The organism is Streptomyces sp. GC420, assembly GCF_009916105.1.
In the GTDB taxonomy this organism is placed as follows: Bacteria; Actinomycetota; Actinomycetes; order Streptomycetales; family Streptomycetaceae; genus Streptomyces.
Genome location: NZ_JAAAXQ010000115.1, coordinates 1 through 20,542, shown reverse-complemented (window position 1 = coordinate 20,542; position 20,542 = coordinate 1). Strand labels below are relative to the sequence as shown.

The following is a 20,542-nucleotide window of genomic DNA, read 5'->3' as shown; positions in this document are numbered from 1 at the left end:
GACCCGGACGGGTGCGGGGTCGGGCCGGGGTCGGGCTCGGACGACGCGGGCGGCGGGTCCGAGGGCGACGGAGACGACGGCTCGCCCGAGGGCGGCCGGGTCGGATGCGGGTCCGAGGGCGATGGCGAGGACGGCGGGTCCGAGGGCTCGGCCGGTACCGGTCCCGGTCCGGGCTGCCCGGAACCGGGCGGCGGCGCGCTCTCGCCGTACCCCTCCACCGCGATCACCGCACTCGACGGAGCCACCCGGATCCGGGCCCGCCAGTGGCCCGGCGGCTCCCGCTCCTCGTCGACCGAGACGTAGATCGTCACCGACTCCCCCGGCCGCAGCGTCCCGGAGGCGAGACTCAGCAGCAGCCAGGAGCGGTCCGTGTGCGCCGACCAGCGCACCGGCTCCCCGCCGGTGGCCGTGAGCGTGACGACGGTCGTGTCGCCGTTGCCCAGCGCCTCCACCGTGAGCCGTCCGGGCCCGGGCCGGACGTGCTTTCCGCCCCTGCCGCCACCCGCTCCGGCGCCGGGGCTGATGACCTCGACACAGATGTCCGATTCCCCGGACGAACGATCCTTCCCCAGAAACCGCCCATCCTTCCCCGGGAGGGCATTACCGGCATTCTCGTAGTTCTCATACGCCTCGCTGTCCGCGCCGTCGAGCCCGGGCGGCCCGTCCGCCTCGGACGCGGACGCCGCCTCCCCGGGGCGCGCCTCCCCCGTGAGCGGCGCCTCCCGGTAGGCGGCCCAGAGCGCGAACACCGGCGCCGCGACGACGGTGGCGACCACGGTCGTCGTCAGGGCCCTGCTGCGCAGCCTGTCCCGGCGCGCCACATGGTCCTTGGGGTCCATCGGGAAGCCGGCGCGGTCGAAACGGGGACCCCCGCCACGGCGGGCGGTGGCGGCGCCGAGCCTCGGTCCCAGCGCCATGGCGACCAGCGCGGCCGCCCGGGGCGCCGTCACCACGGGAAGCGTCACCGAGGGCGCGCCGCTTCCCGGCCAGGGCGATCCGGCGGTGGTGCGCTCGGCGGCGCGGCGGCAGTCGGGGCAGTCGTCGACGTGCCGCACGAGTTCCTGGCGCAGGGCGCTTCCCATGAGGACCTGGTGATCGCCTGCGAGCCCGGCGACCACCGGGCAGGTCCCGGCTTCGACGACGGCGAGCGCGGCGCGGGTCCGCTCGACCTCGCACGCGGCCGCCGCGAGAAGTTCGCGGCAGGCCGGGGGCTGCATGCCCAGGACGGCGGCCACCTCACGGGTGGACAGCCGGTGGCGGACGGCGAGTTCGAGGGCCTCGCGCTGCTCGGGCGTGGTGCCGGCGGCCTCCGGCCAGGCCAGCAGGCCGAGTTCCCGTCTGCGCTGCTCCTCGGTCTCCTCGGAGACGGGGACCCCGGCGTCGGCACCGGTCCCGGTCGCGGGCCCGGGCCCGGGCCCGAGGAGCTGCGCGGTGGGTCCGCGGCCGCGCGTGGCGGGGCGCGCGCCGTTCGCCGCGGCGCGTCGGCCGGGCTGCTGTCTGTGCTTCTGTCTCTGTCTGTGTTTCTGCTCGGTGAGGACCCGCAGGCAGGCCCAGCGGGCCAGGGCGTAGAGCCACGCCTTGCGCTCGGCTGCCGAGGGGCAACGGTTCTGCTGCCGCTCGGCGAGCGCGAGCACGTCGCCGAGCACGTCGGTCGCGGCGTCGTGGTCGCAGAGGACCGAGAGGCAGTAGGTGAACAGCCCGTCCAGATGCGGCTCGTAGCGCGCGGGCGGAGCCTGGGCGAGCGTCCGGTGCTCACGGGAGCGGGCCCGGTGCGCTCCGGCGGAATGCGTGGTGTGCTCGGTCCTGCTGCTCGTCACTCGGCGAAGGTAGGCGGATGATGGCGCCCTACTCGCCCCGCTCGAGTGGTTTTAATCCCAATGAGTGAACACTTCACTCAAAAGAGCACAAGAATCACTCTGTCTGCGACGTTTGGTCCTGGTGCCGCCGGGCAGTCGAGCTGGTTCTGCACCCGTTTCACGCCCGTACCGGAACCCGCGTACCGGTATCGATGTCAGTGGTTCCCTATACGGTGGCCCGTATGGCTGCCCGTACCAAGTCGTCCGCGAAGGACCGTCCCTCCTACCGCTGCACCGAATGCGGATGGACGACGGCCAAGTGGCTCGGCCGCTGCCCCGAGTGCCAGGCCTGGGGCACGGTCGAGGAGTACGGCACGCCCGCCGTGCGGACGACGGCGCCCGGCCGGGTCACCTCGGCGGCCGTGCCCATCGCCCAGGTCGACGGCCGCCAGGCCGCCGCCCGCTCCACCGGGGTCGACGAACTGGACCGCGTCCTCGGCGGCGGCCTGGTGCCCGGCGCCGTGGTCCTGCTCGCCGGGGAGCCGGGTGTGGGCAAGTCCACACTGCTGCTGGACGTCGCGGCGAAGGCGGCCTCGGACGAGCACCGCACGCTCTATGTCACGGGCGAGGAGTCCGCGAGCCAGGTGCGGCTGCGGGCCGACCGGATCAAGGCTCTCGACGACCACCTCTATCTCGCCGCCGAGACCGACCTGTCGGCCGTCCTCGGGCACCTGGACGCCGTGAAGCCGTCGCTGCTGGTCCTGGACTCGGTGCAGACCGTCGCCTCCCCGGAGATCGAGGGCGCGCCCGGCGGCATGGCCCAGGTCCGCGAGGTCGCCGGCGCGCTGATCCGCGCCTCCAAGGAGCGGGGCATGTCCACGCTGCTCGTGGGCCATGTCACCAAGGACGGAGCGATCGCCGGTCCCCGGCTGCTTGAGCATCTCGTCGATGTCGTCCTGCACTTCGAGGGCGACCGGCACGCCCGGCTGCGTCTCGTCCGCGGCGTGAAGAACAGATACGGGACGACGGACGAGGTCGGCTGCTTCGAACTGCACGACGAGGGCATAACGGGCCTCGCGGACCCCAGTGGCCTCTTCCTGACCCGGCGCGCCGAGGCGGTGCCGGGCACCTGCCTCACCGTCACCCTGGAGGGCCGCAGGCCGCTGGTCGCGGAGGTGCAGGCCCTGACCGTCGATTCGCAGATCCCCTCGCCGCGCCGTACGACGTCCGGTCTGGAGACGTCGCGGGTCTCGATGATGCTCGCCGTGCTGGAGCAGCGGGGCCGCATCAGCGCTCTGGGCAAGAGGGACATCTACTCCGCGACGGTCGGCGGCGTGAAGCTCTCCGAGCCCGCCGCGGACCTGGCGATCGCGCTCGCACTGGCCAGCGCCGCCAGTGACACCCCGCTGCCGAAGAACCTCGTCGCCATCGGCGAGGTGGGCCTCGCCGGCGAGGTCAGAAGGGTGACGGGGGTGCAGCGCCGGCTCGCCGAGGCGCACCGGCTGGGCTTCACGCACGCCCTCGTCCCGGCCGATCCGGGACGGATTCCGGCCGGGATGAAGGTCACCGAGGTCGCCGACATGGGGGATGCCCTGCGCGTGCTCCCGAGGCGCCGTCGCGCGGAGGCCCCACGGGAGGAGGACGGGCGCCGGTAGACTTTGCCCTGGTCTCGCCCGTCCGTGCGAAGAATCGAGGATTCGAAGAGTCGCCGAGAGCTCTGAGCGAACGCGCGAAGCGATACGTACGAAAGAAACGACGGGCCCGGCAACCCCGCGACGAAGGAGAGCAGTGGCAGCCAACGACCGGGCAGCGGCTCCCGGGAAGTCCGGTGGGAGCTCCGGTACCGAGGGCCTGATGCGCGCCTCCCTGAGCGCCGTGGCGCCCGGCACCTCGCTGCGCGACGGACTGGAACGCGTCCTGCGCGGCAACACCGGAGGCCTCATCGTCCTCGGCTTCGACAAGACGGTGGAGTCGCTGTGCACCGGCGGCTTCGTCCTCGACGTGGAGTTCACCGCCACCCGCCTGCGCGAGCTGTGCAAGCTGGACGGCGGCATCATCCTCGACAAGGACATCACCAAGATCCTCCGGGCCGGCGTGCAGCTGGTCCCCGACTCGAACATCCCGACCGAGGAGACCGGCACCCGGCACCGCACCGCCGACCGCGTCAGCAAGCAGGTCGGCTTCCCCGTGGTGTCCGTGTCCCAGTCGATGCGGCTCATCGCGCTGTACGTCGACGGGCAGCGCCGCGTCCTGGAGGACTCGGCGGCGATCCTGTCCCGGGCCAACCAGGCGCTCGCCACGCTGGAGCGGTACAAACTGCGCCTCGACGAGGTCGCCGGCACGCTCTCCGCGCTGGAGATCGAGGACCTGGTGACGGTCCGGGACGTCTCGGCCGTGGCGCAGCGCCTCGAGATGGTCCGCCGCATCGCCACCGAGATCGCCGAGTACGTCGTCGAGTTGGGCACCGACGGGCGGCTGCTCTCCCTCCAGCTGGACGAGCTGATCCAGGGCGTGGAGCCCGAACGCGAGCTGGTCGCGCGCGACTATGTGCCCGAGCCGACCGCGAAGCGGTCCCGCACGGTCGACGAGGCCCTCGCCGAACTGGATTCGCTCTCCCACCCCGAGCTGCTGGAACTGCCCACGGTGGCGAAGGCACTGGGCTACAGCGGCTCGCCCGAGACGCTGGACTCCGCGGTCTCGCCGCGCGGCTTCCGGCTGCTGGCGAAGGTGCCCCGGCTGCCCGGAGCCATCATCGAGCGGCTCGTGGAGCACTTCGGCGGGCTGCAGAAGCTGCTCGCCGCGAGTGTCGACGACCTTCAGACCGTCGACGGTGTCGGGGAGGCGCGGGCCAGATCGGTCCGGGAGGGCCTGTCGCGGCTCGCGGAGTCCTCGATCCTGGAACGCTACGTCTGAGTGCTCCGCCGCCGGTCCGGTGCGTCATCCGCGGGTCCCTCGTGGGCGGCCGCGCCCATGCGGCGGAGCCGCGTGCCGTCGCGGCCCCGCGTCCCATTGGCGCGCCGCAGGACCGCCGCCGCAGGACCGCACCGGTCCTGGCCGGACCCGCCCGGGTGACCGAGAGCGGCGGCGCCGCCCGCGCGCCCTCGGGCTCGGGACCGGGGCCCCGCGCGTGCGCGGTGCCGGGCCGCCCACGGCTCCTGCCGGCATCGTGCGGCCGCCCCGGCGGGCTTCCGCACCGCGCCCCGTCCCGCTCCCGCCGACTCGGCAGGAGCGGCGGGCGGAGAGGTGGAGGGCCGTCGTCCCGCAAGAACCGGGCCGGGCCGGGCTTCCGCCCGCTCGCTCAGTCCTTCTCCAGCACGAACGAGGTCCGCGCCTGCGGCAGCCCTCCGGCCTTGACCTCCACCAGGTAGGTGCCCGCCTTCGCGCTGCCGGACGGCGGGGTCGCGCACCGCTCCGCGCTGAACCTCCGGTCCCATTCGACGACATGCTTCGTCGTGGCGTGCGCGGTCACCTGGAACAGCCTGCTGCCGGAGCCGTCGGGGCAGTCGTCCGACGCCCAGACCTCCTCGTCGTCGTCGGCCTTGGTGACCGTCAGCACGGCCTTCTCCGGACCGAGGTCGATCTTGCAGGTCACGGAGGAGTTGTTGGTGACGGCCAGCTCGAACTCGGGTTTCTGGCCGGGTTCGTAGGAGTTCTTCAGGCTGCGCACCGTCAACTTCACGGCGCTCGGCGTGCAGTCGGGAAGGCCGGATCCGACGGGCAGCCCGTCGGACGAACTCCCGCCGCCCGTACCGCTGCCCGTACCGCTGCCCGCGCTGCCGGCGCCGCCCTGGGAGGAACCCGCGCCGCCGTCCGAGGAGCCGCCGCCGGAACCGCCCTCGGTGGCTCCGCCGCCGGAACCGCCGCCGGAGCCCGAGGAGCCCTCGGACTCGTCGCGTCCGCCCGGCTGTTCACTGATCGCGGTACCGGAACCGGACGGCCCGGGTGTGATCGAGGTCGCGGGGCCCGCGCCTTCGGGCTTGTTGTCGTCCCCTCCGCCCCCCTCCGAGGAGGTCACCACCCAGGTGATGATCAGGGCGAGCAGCGCGAGCACCGTGAGCAGCACGGCGCGCCGCCGCCAGTAGATGGAGGAGGGAAGCGGCCCGACCGGATTGCGCAGAGATCCCACGGCGCAAACTGTACGAGAGATCGGAGCCCAACTCCCGCCCCACCCGCCGCCAATGGCCGCAAGTTTTGCCGATCATCATCCCAGAACGCCGTGGCACCCCTGCTCGGGCGCCGCCCGCGCACGCGGACGCCCGCGATTCGTGCCAGGATCGAAGGTGCCATGACTGCGACACCGATGACGCCCCCCGCATCCGGCACCGCGCTCCATGCCCCGGTGATCGGCTGGTTCGAGGAGAACGCCCGCGATCTGCCCTGGCGCCGCCCCGACGCGGGCGCCTGGGGCGTGATGGTCAGCGAGTTCATGCTCCAGCAGACACCGGTCGCCCGGGTCCTGCCGGTGTACGGGCAGTGGATGGAGCGCTGGCCCCGTCCCGCCGACCTCGCCGCCCAGTCGCCGGGCGAGGCGGTGCGTGCCTGGGGCCGTCTCGGATATCCCCGGCGGGCCCTGCGGCTGCACGGCGCCGCCGTCGCGGTGGCGGAGCGGCACGAGGGGAGAGTGCCCGAGGACCACGCGCAACTGCTCGCGCTGCCCGGGGTCGGCGAGTACACGGCCGCCGCTGTGGCCTCCTTCGCGTACGGGCAGCGCCACCCGGTACTCGACACCAACGTGCGGCGGGTCCTGGCCCGCGCCGCGAGCGGTGTCCAGTACCCGCCGAACGCCACGACCGCCGCCGAACGCCGGCTGGCCCGCGCCCTACTGCCCGAGGACGAGGCGACGGCGGCGCGCTGGGCGGCGGCCACCATGGAACTGGGCGCGCTGGTGTGCACGGCGAAGAACGAACGCTGTGCCCGCTGCCCGATCGCCGCTCAGTGCGCCTGGCGGCTCGCGGGCAAGCCGGAGCACGACGGCCCGCCGCGGCGCGGGCAGACCTACGCGGGTACGGACCGTCAGGTGCGCGGCCGGCTGCTGTCCGTGCTGCGGGAGGCCGAACCGGGCGCGGCGGTCGCGCAGTCGGCGCTCGACGCGGTGTGGGACGAGCCGGTGCAGCGTGCCAGGGCGCTGGACGGACTGGTCGCGGACGGGCTGGTGGAGCCGCTCGACGGGGGTCTGTACCGGCTGCCGCTCGGCTGAGACCCGCGGGGGCGGGCGGGCAGGTCCGGCGCGCCGTGCCGGCCGGTGGACCAGGAGTTCCGCCGGGGCGGGACGGTCGGGCCGCCCGCCGTGTCACCGGGTGACCGTACGTCGTACCCGCCATGGCGCCGGGTGAACCAAGTGGCGGCGCGCACATGGCACTTGGGTCACGGCTAATCCGTGCGGAAACCGCCCGAACACCTTTCAAACCCTTGCGCCTCGCCCTTCCCGTTACACAACCGATGGGTGGCCGTGCGCCCGTTGACGGCTGCCGCGCACAACGTCGTGACAACACCTCCGTAGCTTCATGGGCGTGCCGGAAATGACCAGCCGGCGCGGGGGAACACCAACGGGGTTCGGAGATGGGACGGAGGCGGCCCGATGACTCAGGCAGCTGCGAACGACACGGTGAACGGCGAGACGCACCACGAGGTCCTCGACTTCGAGGAGTACGTGCGGACCCGGCAGGACGCCCTGCTGCGCAGCGCCCGCCGCCTGGTCCCCGATCCGGTGGATGCGCAGGACCTGCTGCAGACCGCGCTCGCCCGGACCTACGGCCGGTGGGACGGGATCGCGGACAAGCGCCTCGCGGACGCGTACCTCCGCCGGGTGATGATCAATACCAGGACCGAGTGGTGGCGGTCCCGCAAGCTGGAGGAGGTCCCCACCGAGCAACTGCCCGACGCCCGCGTGGAGGATGCCAGCGAGCAGCACGCGGACCGGGCGCTGCTGATGGACATACTGAGGGTTCTCGCTCCCAAGCAGCGCAGCGTCGTGGTGCTGCGACACTGGGAGCAGATGAGCACGGAGGAGACGGCCGCGGCGCTCGGCATGTCGTCCGGTACGGTCAAGAGCACCCTGCACCGGGCACTGGCCCGGCTCCGGCAGGAGCTGGAGAGCCGTGACGCGGAGGGCACCGGGGCGGCGGGAGGCCGTGCCGCGGACGAACGGGGGCGGGAGCGGTGCGCGGCCTGATCGGCGGCTCGAGAAGCAACGTACGTCCGGTGGCAGCCCCTTCGGCGACGAAGGGGCTGTCCGGGCTGTCGTGGGCCCGCACGACGGGCGATCACGCGGCGGCGATCGGCACGTCGGTTTCCGTGCTCGCCGCCGCCGGACTTCTGCTGATCGTCGCCACCGCCTGCGACACCGGCGGCACGGGCACCCGCGACGAGGGACCGGCCCGCACCGGAGCGGCCGCCCGTACGGAGCCGGACACCACGCCGAGCCCCACGCACAAGAAGGTCGACCCGGTGGCCCTGGTCATGAAGGACCCCGAGGTCAGCGCCTCGATCAAGCGGGAGCTCCGGCCCTGCGTCGCCGACGAGTACCCGGTGGACGTCTCCTACGGGAACCTGACGGGCAACAGCGTCGCCGACGTGGTCGTCAACGTGCTCACCTGCGGGGACGCGGTGGGTGTCGGCTCGTACGTCTACCGCGCCGAGAGCACCGCGGGCACGGAGTACGAGAACGTCTTCAAGGCCGAACAGCCCCCGGTCTACGGGCAGATCGACCGGGGCGACCTGGTGGTGACCAGGCAGGTGTACGACCGGGGCGACCCGGTGTCGAACCCGTCCGGCGAGGATGTGATCACCTACCGCTGGGAAGGTGCCAGGTTCATCGAGCACGACCGTACGCACAACGACTACAGCGCGGTGGACGGCATCGACCCGGCCGCCCCCGCCCCCGCCCAGAATTGAGAGCGCCCTTCGATGGCAGAGACCCATGTGCTGTTCGTGGAGGACGACGACGTCATCCGGGAAGCCACCCAACTCGCCCTGGAACGCGATGGATTCGCGGTCACCGCGATGCCGGACGGGCTGTCGGGTCTGGAGGCGTTCCGCGCCGACCGGCCGGACATCGCGCTGCTCGACGTGATGGTCCCCGGGCTGGACGGGGTGAGCCTGTGCCGCCGCATCCGTGACGAGTCCACCGTGCCGGTGATCATGCTGTCGGCCCGCGCGGACTCCATCGACGTCGTGCTCGGCCTGGAGGCCGGGGCCGACGACTATGTGACCAAGCCCTTCGACGGGGCGGTCCTCGTCGCCCGGATCCGGGCGGTGCTGCGCCGCTTCAACCACGCCGGCCACCCCTCGCCCGGTGCGCCGCCCGGGCCCGGCGCCGAGACCGGGTCCGCGCTGCTCACCTTCGGCGACATCGAGGTGGACACCGAGGGCATGGAGGTGCGCAGGGACGGGGTGCCGGTGAACCTCACCCCGACCGAGATGCGGCTGCTGCTGGAGTTCTCCGCCGCGCCCGGCACGGTCCTGTCCCGCGACAAACTGCTGGAACGGGTCTGGGACTACGGCTGGGGCGGTGACACCCGCGTCGTCGACGTCCATGTGCAGCGGCTGCGTACGAAGATCGGCCAGGACCGGATCGAGACGGTCCGCGGCTTCGGCTACAAGCTCAAGGCGTGAGAGCACGGAAGATGTGGCGCCCGAGACTGCGCGCCGGCGCCATCCGCACCGGCGTGCGCTGGAAGATCGCCGCCGCCATCGCGTTCGTGGGCGCGCTCATCGCCGTGGCGCTGAGCCTGGTGGTGCACAACGCCGCCCGGGTGTCGATGCTGGACAGCGCCCGTGACGTCCAGGACGAACGGGTCCAGTTCGCGCAGCGCATCTACGAGACCACCCAGCCGCCGCGGCTCCAGTTCGGCTCGAAGATCAACGATCCGGCGCTGCCGCGCGAGCTGAAGGAGAAGGCTGCGGCGGGGCGCCGGGCCACCTTCGTGGAGACCGCGCCGAGCGGCGTCCCCGACGTGTGGGCCGCGACCCGGCTGTCCAACGGCAGTGTGCTCTCGCTGCACTCCCGGTTCACCGACCGCAGCACCGACGTGCTGAACGATCTCGACCGTGCCCTCGTGATCGGCTCCGTCTCGGTGGTGTTCGGCGGCTGCGCGCTGGGCGTCCTCATCGGCGGGCAGATCTCGCGACGGCTGCGCAAGGCGGCCACGGCGGCGAGGAAACTCGCGCAGGGCGCCACGGAGGTGCGGGTCCAGGACTCGGTGGGCGGCATCGTCCGGGACGAGACGGACGAGCTGGCACGCGCAGTCGACGCCATGGCGGACGCGCTGCGCCAGCGGCTGGAGGCGGAGCGCCGGGTCACCGCCGACATCGCCCACGAGCTGCGCACCCCCGTGACCGGGCTGCTCACGGCCGCCGAGCTGCTGCCGCCCGGCCGGCCGAGCGAGCTGGTCAGGGACCGCGCGCAGGCGATGCGCACCCTGGTCGAGGACGTACTGGAGGTGGCCCGCCTGGACAGCGCCTCGGAGCGGGCCGAGCTCCAGGAGATCGCCCTCGGCGAGTTCGTCTCCCGCCGGGTGCGGGTGCTGAATCCGGATGTGAAGGTGCGGGTCGTCCACGAGTCGTGGGTGAACACCGATCCGCGCCGTCTGGAGCGCATCCTGGGCAACCTGCTGGCCAACGCCGCCAAGCACGGCGCCGCCCCGGTCGAGGTCGGTGTCGAGGGCCGGGTGGTGCGGGTACGTGACCACGGCCCGGGTTTCCCGAAGGAACTCCTCGCCGACGGCCCCAGCCGCTTCCGCACCGGCAGCACCGACCGTGCGGGGCACGGCCACGGCCTGGGGCTCACCATCGCCGCGGGCCAGGCCCGTGTGCTGGGCGCCCGCCTCACCTTCCGCAACGCCCGGCCGGAGGGGGGCGGCGCCGTGGCCGTGCTCTGGTTGCCCGAACACGCCCCGACGAACACGGGGAGCTTCCCGATGCTGCCGACACCGCCGGACGCGGAGGAAGAGACACTGGAAGAGGCACAGGCCGACGCGCTGCCGGACGCGAAGGCGTGACGCGGAGGCACCGGAGCGGGCCCGGGCGCGGACCTGGGCCCGGGCCCGGGCGGGGTGAGCCTGACCGGGGTGAGCCCGACCGGGGTGAGCCCGACCGGGGTGAGCCCGACCGGGGTGAGCCCGACCGGGGTGAGCCCGACCGGGGTGAGCCCGACCGGGGTGAGCCCGACCGGGGTGAGCCCGACCGGGGTGCGGCCGGTGCGGCGGCGTTCCTGGCCGCGGGGGACCGCCGCACCGTCCTTCCTGCGTCCGGCCGCCTGGGCCGGTTCCCGGATCAGGAGCACCAGGCCGGCCACCGCGGCGCCGAGTGTCGCGGCCACAGTCCTGTAGGCCATGGCCTTCCCGGCCGGGCAGCCGCTCATGGTGAAGAACCGGCCGGTGCCTTCGAGGCCACCGCCGCCCGCCGAACCGGCCGAACGGATTCTGATCCGGGTTCTGGGTTCCCCTTCGCGCCGGACGCGGGACGGCCCCCGGTGCGGTGTGCACCGGGGGCCGTGCGTTCCGTCGGCCGGGGGACCGGGGGCGCCGGGCAGCCGTCAGACGGGCTCCGCGACCGCCTTGTCCGCCGAGGTGTCCGCGGCGTCCTCCGGCCGGCCCGCGCCGCGCAGCGGCACCTCCTTGACGAAGAAGGCGGCCGCGAATCCGAGGATGCCGATCAGGGCGCCGATCAGGAAGGCCGCGTGGGTGCCCGACGCGACGGCGTGCTGGTACGCGTCGCGCACCGCCTCCGGCAGCTTTGCCAGGCTCGCCGCGTCCAGCTGGGCGGACTGGCGGGTGGCCGCGTCCGCGCCGCGCTCGGCCATCGTGTCCTGGACCCGGTGGTTGAAGATCGCGCCCATGACGGAGACGCCGAAGGAGCTGCCGAGCGTGCGGAACAGGGTGGTCGTGGAGGAGGCGACGCCCATGTCCTTCATCTCGACGCTGTTCTGCGCGACCAGCATGGTGATCTGCATCAGGAAGCCCATGCCGGCGCCGAGCACCGCCATGTAGAGCCCCGAGGTGAGGCGGGATGTCTCGGTGTCCATCTGCGCCAGCAGGAACAGCCCGACGACCATCAGGGCGCCGCCCGTGATCGGGAAGATCTTGTACTTGCCGGTCTGCGTGGTGGCCCGGCCCGCGATCAGCGACACGGCCATCATCGACAGCAGCATGGGCAGCAGGAGCAGCCCGGAGTTGGTCGCGGAGGCCCCCTGCACGCTCTGCTGGAACAACGGCAGGAACAGCACCGCGCCGAACATCGCGAAACCGGTCAGAAAGCCGACCACCGACATCAGGGTGAAGTTGCGGCTGCGGAAGATGTGCAGCGGCACGACCGGCTCCGCCGCCCTGGTCTCCACGAAGAGGAAACCGACGAGCGCGGCCACACCGAGGCCGATCAGCTCCATGATGACCGGGGAGCTCCAGGCGTACTCCGTGCCGCCCCAGGTCGTCACCAGCACGATCGAGGTGATCCCGACGGTGAGCAGCGCCGCGCCCAGGTAGTCGATGCGTCCCTGCGTCTTCTTCCTCGGCAGGTGAAGGACCGCGCCGACCATGGCGAGCGCGACCGCGCCCAGCGGCAGGTTGATGTAGAAGGACCAGCGCCATCCCCAGTGATCGGTGATGGAGCCGCCGACCAGCGGTCCGCCGATCATGGCGAGGGCCATGACGCCGGCCATCATGCCCTGGTACTTGCCGCGCTCGCGGGGCGGGATGAGGTCCCCGATGATCGCCATGACCCCGACCATCAGACCGCCCGCGCCCAGGCCCTGGACGGCGCGGAAGCCGATGAGCTGGCCCATGTCCTGGGCCATGCCGCTGAGGGCCGACCCGATCAGGAAGATCACGATGGAGGTGAGGAAGGAGCCCTTCCTGCCGTACATGTCGCCGATCTTGCCCCAGATCGGTGTCGAGGCCGCCGTGGCCAGCGTGTACGCCGTGACCACCCAGGACAGGTGCTCCATGCCCCCGAGCTCACCGACGATCGTCGGCATCGCTGTGCCGATGATCATATTGTCGAGCATCGCGAGCAGCATCGCGATCATCAGCGCAAGCAGTACGACCCGCACGCTGCGCGGCGGCTTGCCCTCCGCGGAGGCGGCCTGTCCCTTGTCCATCGCTGCTTGGTCGGTGGCCATCTTCCCCACTCATTCCCCTGTGACCCGGCCCTACAAGTACTTACTTGCCGCCCGGCAAGTTACTACACTGAAGGAAGGTAGACCCGGACTAGCCGGGCGTCAAGTAAGTAAATGAGCGGGAGCACGAGGTTCACGATGGGCAGCAGCACGGGCACCGGTCGCCGGCGCCGGGGCGACACGCGTCAGCGCATCCAGGACGTCGCCCTCGAACTCTTCTCCCAGCAGGGGTACGAGAAGACCTCGCTCCGGGAGATCGCGGAGCACCTCGACGTCACGAAGGCCGCGCTCTACTACCACTTCAAGACGAAGGAAGACATCGTCATCAGCCTGTTCGAGGACCTGAGCAGGCCGATGAACGAGCTGATCGCCTGGGCCGAGGAGCAGCCGCGCACCCTGGAGACCAAGCTGGAGATCGTCCGCCGCTACCACGAGGCCCTGATCGGCGCCGAGCCGCTGTTCCGCTTCATGCAGGAGAACCAGGCGACGCTGCGCGACCTGAGCATCGGCGAGAACTTCAAGGAGCGCATGATCTCCCTGGCCAAGCTGGTGCAGGAGCCCGACGCCTCGATGAAGGACCGGGTCCGCTGCATCAGCGCGCTGTTCACCATGCACGCCGGGATGTTCTTCATGCGCAACGTCGAGGGCGACCCCGAGGAGAAGCGCGAAGCTGTCCTCGAGGTCGCCCTCGATCTGGTGACTCAGGCGTACGGCGGTTCCGCCACCGGCTGACGCCACGGGCCGGGCCCTGCCCGGCCGTCGGGCCCGGGTCAGAGGGTGACGCCCACCGACCGCAGGAAGCTGACCGGGTTGACCGCCGAGCCGTAGTTCGGGGTCGTGCGGATCTCGAAGTGCAGGTGCGGCCCGGTCGAGTTGCCGGTGTTGCCCGACAGCGCGATCTTCTGGCCCGTGTTGACCTTCTGCCCGACCTTGACGTTGACCTTCGACAGGTGCGCGTACTGCGAGTAGGTCTTGCCGCCGTGCTTGATCACGATCGCGTTGCCGTACGCCGGACCGTCACCGGCACCGTTGCCGCCGGCCTTGACGACGGTCCCGCCGTGCACGGCCTTGACCGGGGTGCCGATCTTCATCGCGAAGTCCTGCCCGGAGTGCTTGCTCGTCCACATGTTGCCGCCCTTGCCGTAGGTCGCGGACAGCGTGTACGCGGACGCGGGCGTCACCCAGTTCGCACCCGCCTTGGCATCGGCGGCTCCCGCGACTCCGGCGCCTGCCGCGGCCACGAGTCCGGTGGCGGCGAGCACGACGCCCGCACGAGTACGGACACGGGAGGAGGCGGGGCGGAGGGAGAGGGTGCGCAGAAGCATGCGTGATTCCTTCGGTGGGGGATGGGGGGCGCCGGATCCGGTCCTGCGGAACCCGACGGCTTCATTGGTAACCCCCCACCGGCGCACCGCCCAAACAGCCCTCTTACTACGCAAGCTCGTAGAGATACCTCAAGACACCCCCAAATCACCACAGCTCTGCCCGTATCTGACATTTCTCGCTCCAGCAGGTTTAGCCTCAGCTGAAGGGCCTGATGGCGGCGCACCGGCGGGCATCCGGGCCTCCTCCCCCAACCCCTCCGAAGCCGGGAGACACAACAGAGCAAATCGGGCATTGCGGATACTGCTATTCCGCTTAGTAAGTGACGCAGCCCATATGGGCGACGTCACCGCCAGGGGCCTCCAGAACGGCCCTCGCGAGGGCCGCGCCCTCTCGCCGACCCGCTCCGGAGGCGTTCCGCCGCCGGTGTCCGGTCGGCGCCTCGCAATGAATGCGACAGCGATCACTGGTGACTGTGAGGATCACATCGGTTACTGAGACGGATGGGACGGGCTGATCCCATTGCGATGACCGGTCCTGAGAATCCGCGATTGTTTCCCGGCCGGTTCTGAAATCTCCGATGCGTCGTTCAATCCCCGGCCCGGCGCTCTCAGGGCGCCGAATACCGGCGGTGTTCCGGAGCGTGTACGGGGGCGGCCCGCGCTCCGAATTGCGGGAGCGCCCGCCGGGCGCGCACGGCGCCAATCGCCGAATGCGCGGGCGCGGGAGACGCCGACGAGCGCTCGTACGGCCTCGGAGCCCGCGGGGAGAGAGAACCTGCGGGGAGAGAGAACCTGCGGGGAGAGAGAAAAAGAGGCCGCCCCGGCCCCGTACGCTCTCGTACGGGGCCGGGGCGGCCTCTGTCGCCCGCTCAGGGCGCCATGGGCGCCTTATGCGTCCTTGCTGAGGTTCGGGCCTGCGCCCGGGCCACCCGCCGCCTGCTCGATCGGCGGGACGTCCGGCAGAGCGGACTTCTCCTCGCCGCGGAAGGTGAACTTGCGCTGTTCACCCTCGCCCTCGGTGTCCACGACCACGATGTGGCCGGGGCGCAGTTCACCGAAGAGGATCTTCTCGGACAGGATGTCCTCGATCTCGCGCTGGATGGTCCGGCGCAGCGGCCGGGCGCCCAGCACGGGGTCGTAGCCCTTCTTGGCGAGGAGCGACTTGGCGGTCCCGCTGAGCTCGATGCCCATGTCGCGGTCCTTCAGACGCTCGTCCACCTTGGCGATCATGAGGTCGACGATCTGGATGATGTCTTCCTCGGTGAGCTGGTGGAAGACCACCGTGTCGTCGACACGGTTCAGGAACTCGGGGCGGAAGTGCTGCTTCAGCTCCTCGTTGACCTTGGCCTTCATGCGCTCGTAGCCGGTCTTGACGTCGCCCGTGGCGGCGAAGCCCAGGTTGAAGCCCTTGGAGATGTCCCGGGTGCCGAGGTTGGTCGTCATGATGATGACCGTGTTCTTGAAGTCCACGACCCGGCCCTGGGAGTCGGTCAGGCGACCGTCCTCCAGGATCTGCAGCAGCGAGTTGAAGATGTCCGGGTGGGCCTTCTCGACCTCGTCGAAGAGGACGACCGAGAACGGCTTGCGGCGCACCTTCTCCGTCAGCTGACCGCCTTCCTCGTAGCCCACGTATCCGGGGGGCGAACCGAAGAGGCGGGAGACCGTGTGCTTCTCGCTGAACTCCGACATGTCGAGGGAGATCAGCGCGTCCTCGTCACCGAAGAGGAACTCGGCGAGGGTCTTCGACAGCTCGGTCTTACCGACACCGGAGGGGCCGGCGAAGATGAACGAGCCACCGGGACGCTTCGGGTCCTTCAGGCCGGCCCGCGTACGGCGGATGGCCTGGGACAGGGCCTTGATGGCGTCCTGCTGTCCGATGACACGCTTGTGGAGCTCGTCCTCCATGCGGAGCAGACGCGAGGACTCCTCCTCGGTCAGCTTGAAGACCGGGATGCCGGTGGCGGTCGCGAGGACCTCGGCGATCAGATCGCCGTCGACCTCGGCGACGACGTCCATGTCGCCGGCCTTCCACTCCTTCTCCCGCTTGGCCTTCGCGGCGAGGAGCTGCTTCTCCTTGTCGCGCAGGGACGCGGCCTTCTCGAAGTCCTGGGAGTCGATCGCCGACTCCTTGTCCCGGCGCACGCCCGCGATCTTCTCGTCGAACTCGCGGAGGTCTGGCGGAGCGGTCATCCGGCGGATGCGCATCCGGGAGCCCGCCTCGTCGATCAGGTCGATCGCCTTGTCGGGCAGGAAGCGGTCCGAGATGTACCGGTCGGCCAGGGTGGCGGCCTGGACCAGGGCCTCGTCCGTGATGGAGACGCGGTGGTGCGCCTCGTAACGGTCGCGCAGGCCCTTCAGGATCTCGATCGTGTGCGGCAGGGACGGCTCCGCCACCTGGATGGGCTGGAAGCGGCGCTCGAGGGCGGCGTCCTTCTCCAGGTGCTTGCGGTACTCGTCCAGCGTGGTGGCACCGATGGTCTGGAGCTCACCGCGGGCCAGCATCGGCTTCAGGATGGAGGCGGCGTCGATCGCGCCCTCGGCGGCACCCGCACCCACGAGGGTGTGGAGCTCGTCGATGAACAGGATGATGTCGCCGCGGGTGCGGATCTCCTTGAGCACCTTCTTCAGGCGCTCCTCGAAGTCACCGCGGTACCGGGAGCCGGCGACCAGGGCGCCGAGGTCCAGGGTGTAGAGGTGCTTGTCCTTGAGGGTCTCGGGCACCTCGCCTTTGACGATGGCCTGGGCCAGGCCCTCGACGACCGCCGTCTTGCCGACGCCGGGCTCGCCGATGAGGACCGGGTTGTTCTTCGTACGGCGGGACAGCACCTGCATGACCCGCTCGATCTCCTTCTCGCGCCCGATGACCGGGTCGAGCTTGGACTCGCGAGCCGCCTGGGTGAGATTGCGCCCGAACTGGTCGAGCACCAGGGACGTGGAGGGCGTGCCCTCCGCAGGGCCGCCCGCCGTGGCGGCCTCCTTGCCCTGGTAACCGGAGAGCAGCTGGATGACCTGCTGCCGCACACGGTTGAGATCGGCGCCCAGCTTCACGAGGACCTGGGCGGCGACGCCCTCGCCCTCGCGGATCAGGCCGAGCAGGATGTGCTCAGTGCCGATGTAGTTGTGGCCGAGCTGGAGTGCCTCGCGCAGAGACAGCTCCAGGACCTTCTTGGCACGGGGGGTGAAGGGGATGTGGCCGGAGGGGGCCTGCTGGCCCTGGCCGATGATCTCCTCCACCTGCTGGCGGACCGCCTCGAGCGAAATCCCGAGGCTCTCCAGGGCCTTAGCGGCGACACCCTCACCCTCGTGGATCAGGCCCAGGAGGATGTGTTCGGTGCCGATGTAGTTGTGGTTGAGCATCCGGGCTTCTTCCTGAGCCAGGACGACAACCCGCCGCGCGCGGTCGGTGAACCTCTCGAACATCGTTATTCGCTCCTCAGAGCGGTTGGGCAGTGAGAGGGGCGAGTCCCCTCCCTGTCCTTCCGCATGCTAGTCCCGAGGGACGGGACAGCTCATTCCAACTGCCGACAACCGTCCGGATCACTCCCGCAGGCGCGGGGACCAATAATTCTCCAGCCTCCGTCCCCGAACAGCCGACAACTGCTCCAACCCAAGGGTGCGAGACGATGTTCCCGCTGGCCAAGCAGTTAGCTTCACCATCAGTACGCCGATGGCGAACGCAGAACGGCCCGGGCCCGCGCGTCGCCCCTTCCCACTAGGAATGTCTTACCCGCTTCCTCCGACACTCCATGCCGCGCGACCCGGTTCCCTCAGCTACGGGCGAACAACCTTGCGCCCCGGCGAGCCCCCGCACGCCCCACCTTCACGCACTATGAGCGATGACTTGCGCACGCTCCGTAACCGGCGCCGCGTCCCGGCAGTTGCACGTGGCATGGTCCACACCGTTCCCGGTCCGCGCCCCGCTCCGCGCTTGCGGGCGGGAGACCCGTACCGGGGGTGGCGTCAGTGGTACGAGGACGGGCTGGGCTGGGCCACGGCCCGCGGGCCCGGTGGTGAGCCGCAACTGCTGACCGGGCTGCGCTTCGATGTGCTCGACCTGCCGGCGGAGGCCGGTCTCGCCGTGCTGGGGCGAGGGGCGCGCACCGGCCCGGTGGCCCTGGAGGGGCGGCGGATGCGGCTGCTGGTGGCCGCCGGCGCCGCCGAGGAACTGCCCGGGCTGCTGGACTGGCTGGAGTGGCGCGGCATTCCGCTGGACCTGTCCGCGACGGGCGCGGGAGGCCTCGTCGCGGCGCCGGCCCCCGCGGGCGCGGCGGGCCGCTCGCCCGTCATGCCGCGGGAGGCCGCTGTGTGGTTGCGGCCTCCCGAGCCGGGGCGCAGGGTCGAGCCGACCCTGCCCGTGACGGGCCTCGGGCGCACCGGGAGCGGGAGCGAGCGGTCCGCCCCCGATCTGGTGCGCCTCGTGGACTCGGTGGCGACGGCGTGCCACCGGGTCCGGCTGCGGCGCGGGGCCGCTCAGCCGTTGGCCTTCTCGTAGGCCTCGCGGATGGTGGCGGGGACACGACCACGGTCGTTGACCTCGTAACCGTTCTCCTTCGCCCACTTGCGGATCTCGGCGGTGTCCTGGCTGCTGCCGCCGGCCGCGGCGGCGCGCGCCTTGCGGCCCGCGGAGCGGCCACCGGTACGGCGGGCAGCCTTCACATAGTCCCCGAGGGACTCGCGGAGCTTCTCCGCATTAGCGGTGGTGAGATCGATCTCGTAAGTCTTACCGTCAAGCGCGAACGTCACGGTCTCGTCCGCCTCGCCACCGTCGAGGTCGTCGACAAGAAGGACCTGAACCTTCTGTGCCACCGGATTTCCTTTCATCGGAAAGCTGGGATCGGGGGGCGCCCCCCGCAATAACTCAGTACGCGGGAAAGCAAACCGCTTTTTCCCGGGAAACACAAACCCTCGGTGCAGGTTCAACAGTCCCGCAGCGCGGGAAACGTGCGCGTTTCGGACATAGGGGTTCTCCGGGATCGCTTCGCTTCGATCGGACGATCGCTTCCGATCACAGATGCAAGAGCATCCGGCTGTTGCCCAAGGTGTTCGGCTTCACCCGTTCGAGCCCGAGGAACTCGGCGACGCCCTCGTCATAGGAACGCAGCAGCTCGCTGTAGACATCGCCGTCGACGGGTGTCTCTCCGATCTCCACGAAGCCGTGCTTCCCGAAGAAGTCGACTTCGAAGGTGAGGCAGAAAATGCGCCGCACACCGAGCCAGCGCGCCGTGTTCAGGAGCTTGTCGAGGAGCCGATGGCCCACGCCGTGCCCCTTGAGAGCGGGATCGACGGCGAGGGTCCGGACCTCCGCGAGGTCTTCCCACATCACGTGGAGCGCCCCGCAGCCGACCACCTCGGCGTCGCTGTCGCGTTCCGCCACCCAGAACTCCTGGATGTCCTCGTAAAGCGTGACCGTCGCTTTGTCGAGGAGGATGCGGTCGCGTACATACGAGTCGAGCAGGCGGCGCAGCGCCGGAACATCGGCGGTGCGCGCCCGCCTGATGGTGACGGCATTTGAAACAGGGGGCATGGGCGGACGCTATCGCCCCCTGCGGTCACCGCCGCCCTCGGGCTCGTCGAGTTGTACGACCCGCATGGCGTCACGGAGCGCGTCGCGCTGTTCCGCGGACATCATCCCGAAGAAGGCGACGAGGGCGGCCGCCGGGTTGTCACTGGTCGACCAGGCTTCGTTCATCAGCGCCGCGGAGTAGGCGGCGCGGGTGGAGACCGCTTCATATCGATAGGCGCGGCCTTCGGACTCCCGGCGGAGCCAGCCCTTCTGATGGAGATTGTCCATAACGGTCATCACCGTGGTGTAGGCGATGGAGCGTTCCCGCTGAAGGTCTTCGAGTACTTCTCTCACCGTGACCGGGCGGTTCCACTGCCACACCCGTGTCATCACGGCGTCTTCGAGATCTCCCAATGGACGGGGCACACCTGAAGAATAGTCCGAGTTGTCCCGAATGATCTATTTTTGCGCAGCAAAAGAGCGCACGGCTCGGAGAGGCGGGTCCGAGCCGCGCGCGCCCGGGGGCCGGCCGAAGGCCGCTCGCCGGGCCCCAGGGGCGGTCAGGCGCCTTCGGCGGCCTTCGGAGCGCCGGGCTGCCGGGCAGACTCGGCACGGGCGAGCGCGGCGTCGACCGCGGCGTCTTCCTTGGCCTTGTTGGCGCCGCCCTGGGACTTGATGATCACGCGGATCACCGCACCGAAGGCGACGGCCATGACCACGGACGGCAGAAGGGCGGATACGTATTCCATGCCCCTCAGCGTAGCCACCGCCCTGTCCCCGGCCGCCCACGGGTTCACCCCACCGC

18 protein-coding genes are annotated in these 20,542 nt (G+C 70.9%); 9 read left to right on the top strand and 9 right to left on the bottom strand.

The features are described from left to right. On the bottom strand, window positions 1–1,817 hold a 1,817-nt coding region (locus GUY61_RS16560; RefSeq protein WP_166630942.1), incomplete at its 3' end, for a sigma-70 family RNA polymerase sigma factor. Window positions 1,818–2,038: 221 nt separating this feature from the next. Here GUY61_RS16560 and radA point away from each other — a divergent pair. Continuing rightward, complete coding sequence (gene radA, locus GUY61_RS16555; protein WP_166630941.1) at window positions 2,039–3,451, top strand: DNA repair protein RadA; 1,413 nt, start codon at window positions 2,039–2,041, stop codon at window positions 3,449–3,451. A 133-nt stretch (window positions 3,452–3,584) separates the two neighbouring features. Then, window positions 3,585–4,709 carry a DNA integrity scanning diadenylate cyclase DisA gene (gene disA, locus GUY61_RS16550; RefSeq protein ID WP_166630940.1) on the top strand — a complete coding sequence of 375 codons (1,125 nt, stop codon included), beginning with the start codon at window positions 3,585–3,587 and terminating at the stop codon, window positions 4,707–4,709. A 385-nt stretch (window positions 4,710–5,094) separates the two neighbouring features. Here the strand turns inward: disA and GUY61_RS16545 are convergent, their stop codons facing one another. Beyond that, window positions 5,095–5,922, bottom strand: coding sequence for a hypothetical protein (locus GUY61_RS16545; protein ID WP_166630939.1), 828 nt, complete (start codon window positions 5,920–5,922; stop codon window positions 5,095–5,097). Window positions 5,923–6,081: 159 nt separating this feature from the next. Between GUY61_RS16545 and GUY61_RS16540 the strand changes: the two genes are divergently transcribed. The 5 genes from GUY61_RS16540 to cseC all read left to right on the top strand — a co-directional run bounded on the left by GUY61_RS16540 (window position 6,082) and on the right by cseC (window position 10,795). Next, complete coding sequence (locus GUY61_RS16540) at window positions 6,082–6,993, top strand: A/G-specific adenine glycosylase (RefSeq protein ID WP_166630938.1); 912 nt, start codon at window positions 6,082–6,084, stop codon at window positions 6,991–6,993. 381 nt (window positions 6,994–7,374) lie between these two features. Beyond that, window positions 7,375–7,968: a SigE family RNA polymerase sigma factor gene (locus GUY61_RS16535; protein ID WP_166630937.1), complete on the top strand. Its 594-nt coding sequence runs from the start codon at window positions 7,375–7,377 to the stop codon at window positions 7,966–7,968. A gap of 29 nt (window positions 7,969–7,997) precedes the next feature. Continuing rightward, on the top strand, window positions 7,998–8,690 hold the full coding sequence (locus tag GUY61_RS16530) for a hypothetical protein (protein WP_398955727.1): 693 nt from the start codon (window positions 7,998–8,000) through the stop codon (window positions 8,688–8,690). A gap of 12 nt (window positions 8,691–8,702) precedes the next feature. After that, window positions 8,703–9,410, top strand: a complete 708-nt coding sequence (cseB, locus tag GUY61_RS16525) for a two-component system response regulator CseB (RefSeq protein ID WP_166630936.1) — start codon at window positions 8,703–8,705, stop codon at window positions 9,408–9,410. Between the two features lie 11 nt (window positions 9,411–9,421). After that, window positions 9,422–10,795 carry a two-component system sensor histidine kinase CseC gene (cseC, locus tag GUY61_RS16520; protein ID WP_398955733.1) on the top strand — a complete coding sequence of 458 codons (1,374 nt, stop codon included), beginning with the start codon at window positions 9,422–9,424 and terminating at the stop codon, window positions 10,793–10,795. A 536-nt stretch (window positions 10,796–11,331) separates the two neighbouring features. Here the strand turns inward: cseC and GUY61_RS16515 are convergent. Further along, complete coding sequence (locus tag GUY61_RS16515) at window positions 11,332–12,912, bottom strand: MDR family MFS transporter (protein WP_243766504.1); 1,581 nt, start codon at window positions 12,910–12,912, stop codon at window positions 11,332–11,334. Between the two features lie 111 nt (window positions 12,913–13,023). Between GUY61_RS16515 and GUY61_RS16510 the strand changes: the two genes are divergently transcribed. Continuing rightward, window positions 13,024–13,641 (top strand): TetR/AcrR family transcriptional regulator, encoded by a 618-nt coding sequence (locus GUY61_RS16510; protein ID WP_166630935.1) that lies wholly within the window; start codon window positions 13,024–13,026, stop codon window positions 13,639–13,641. A gap of 38 nt (window positions 13,642–13,679) precedes the next feature. Here GUY61_RS16510 and GUY61_RS16505 read toward each other — a convergent pair whose 3' ends face one another. Both GUY61_RS16505 and GUY61_RS16500 read right to left on the bottom strand, forming a co-directional pair. Further along, window positions 13,680–14,234 (bottom strand): M23 family metallopeptidase, encoded by a 555-nt coding sequence (locus GUY61_RS16505; RefSeq protein ID WP_166630934.1) that lies wholly within the window; start codon window positions 14,232–14,234, stop codon window positions 13,680–13,682. Between the two features lie 888 nt (window positions 14,235–15,122). Then, on the bottom strand, window positions 15,123–17,654 hold the full coding sequence (locus GUY61_RS16500; protein WP_166630933.1) for an ATP-dependent Clp protease ATP-binding subunit: 2,532 nt from the start codon (window positions 17,652–17,654) through the stop codon (window positions 15,123–15,125). A 469-nt stretch (window positions 17,655–18,123) separates the two neighbouring features. On the opposite strand from GUY61_RS16500, the gene GUY61_RS16495 reads away from it, so the two are divergent. Then, window positions 18,124–18,726, top strand: coding sequence for an SCO3374 family protein (locus tag GUY61_RS16495; protein WP_208106079.1), 603 nt, complete (start codon window positions 18,124–18,126; stop codon window positions 18,724–18,726). Here GUY61_RS16495 and GUY61_RS16490 read toward each other — a convergent pair. The 4 genes from GUY61_RS16490 to GUY61_RS16475 all read right to left on the bottom strand — a co-directional run bounded on the left by GUY61_RS16490 (window position 18,705) and on the right by GUY61_RS16475 (window position 20,486). Next, window positions 18,705–19,040, bottom strand: a complete 336-nt coding sequence (locus GUY61_RS16490) for an Lsr2 family protein (protein ID WP_166630931.1) — start codon at window positions 19,038–19,040, stop codon at window positions 18,705–18,707. The two genes, GUY61_RS16495 and GUY61_RS16490, sit on opposite strands and share 22 nt — an antisense overlap. Window positions 19,041–19,239: 199 nt before the next feature. Further along, a complete protein-coding gene (locus tag GUY61_RS16485; RefSeq protein ID WP_166630930.1) occupies window positions 19,240–19,758 on the bottom strand; it encodes an amino-acid N-acetyltransferase in 519 nt (172 codons plus the stop codon). A 9-nt stretch (window positions 19,759–19,767) separates the two neighbouring features. Next, window positions 19,768–20,163, bottom strand: coding sequence for a BlaI/MecI/CopY family transcriptional regulator (locus tag GUY61_RS16480; protein ID WP_166630929.1), 396 nt, complete (start codon window positions 20,161–20,163; stop codon window positions 19,768–19,770). A 134-nt stretch (window positions 20,164–20,297) separates the two neighbouring features. Then, window positions 20,298–20,486, bottom strand: coding sequence for a hypothetical protein (locus tag GUY61_RS16475; RefSeq protein WP_166630928.1), 189 nt, complete (start codon window positions 20,484–20,486; stop codon window positions 20,298–20,300). Window positions 20,487–20,542: the final 56 nt, after the last annotated feature.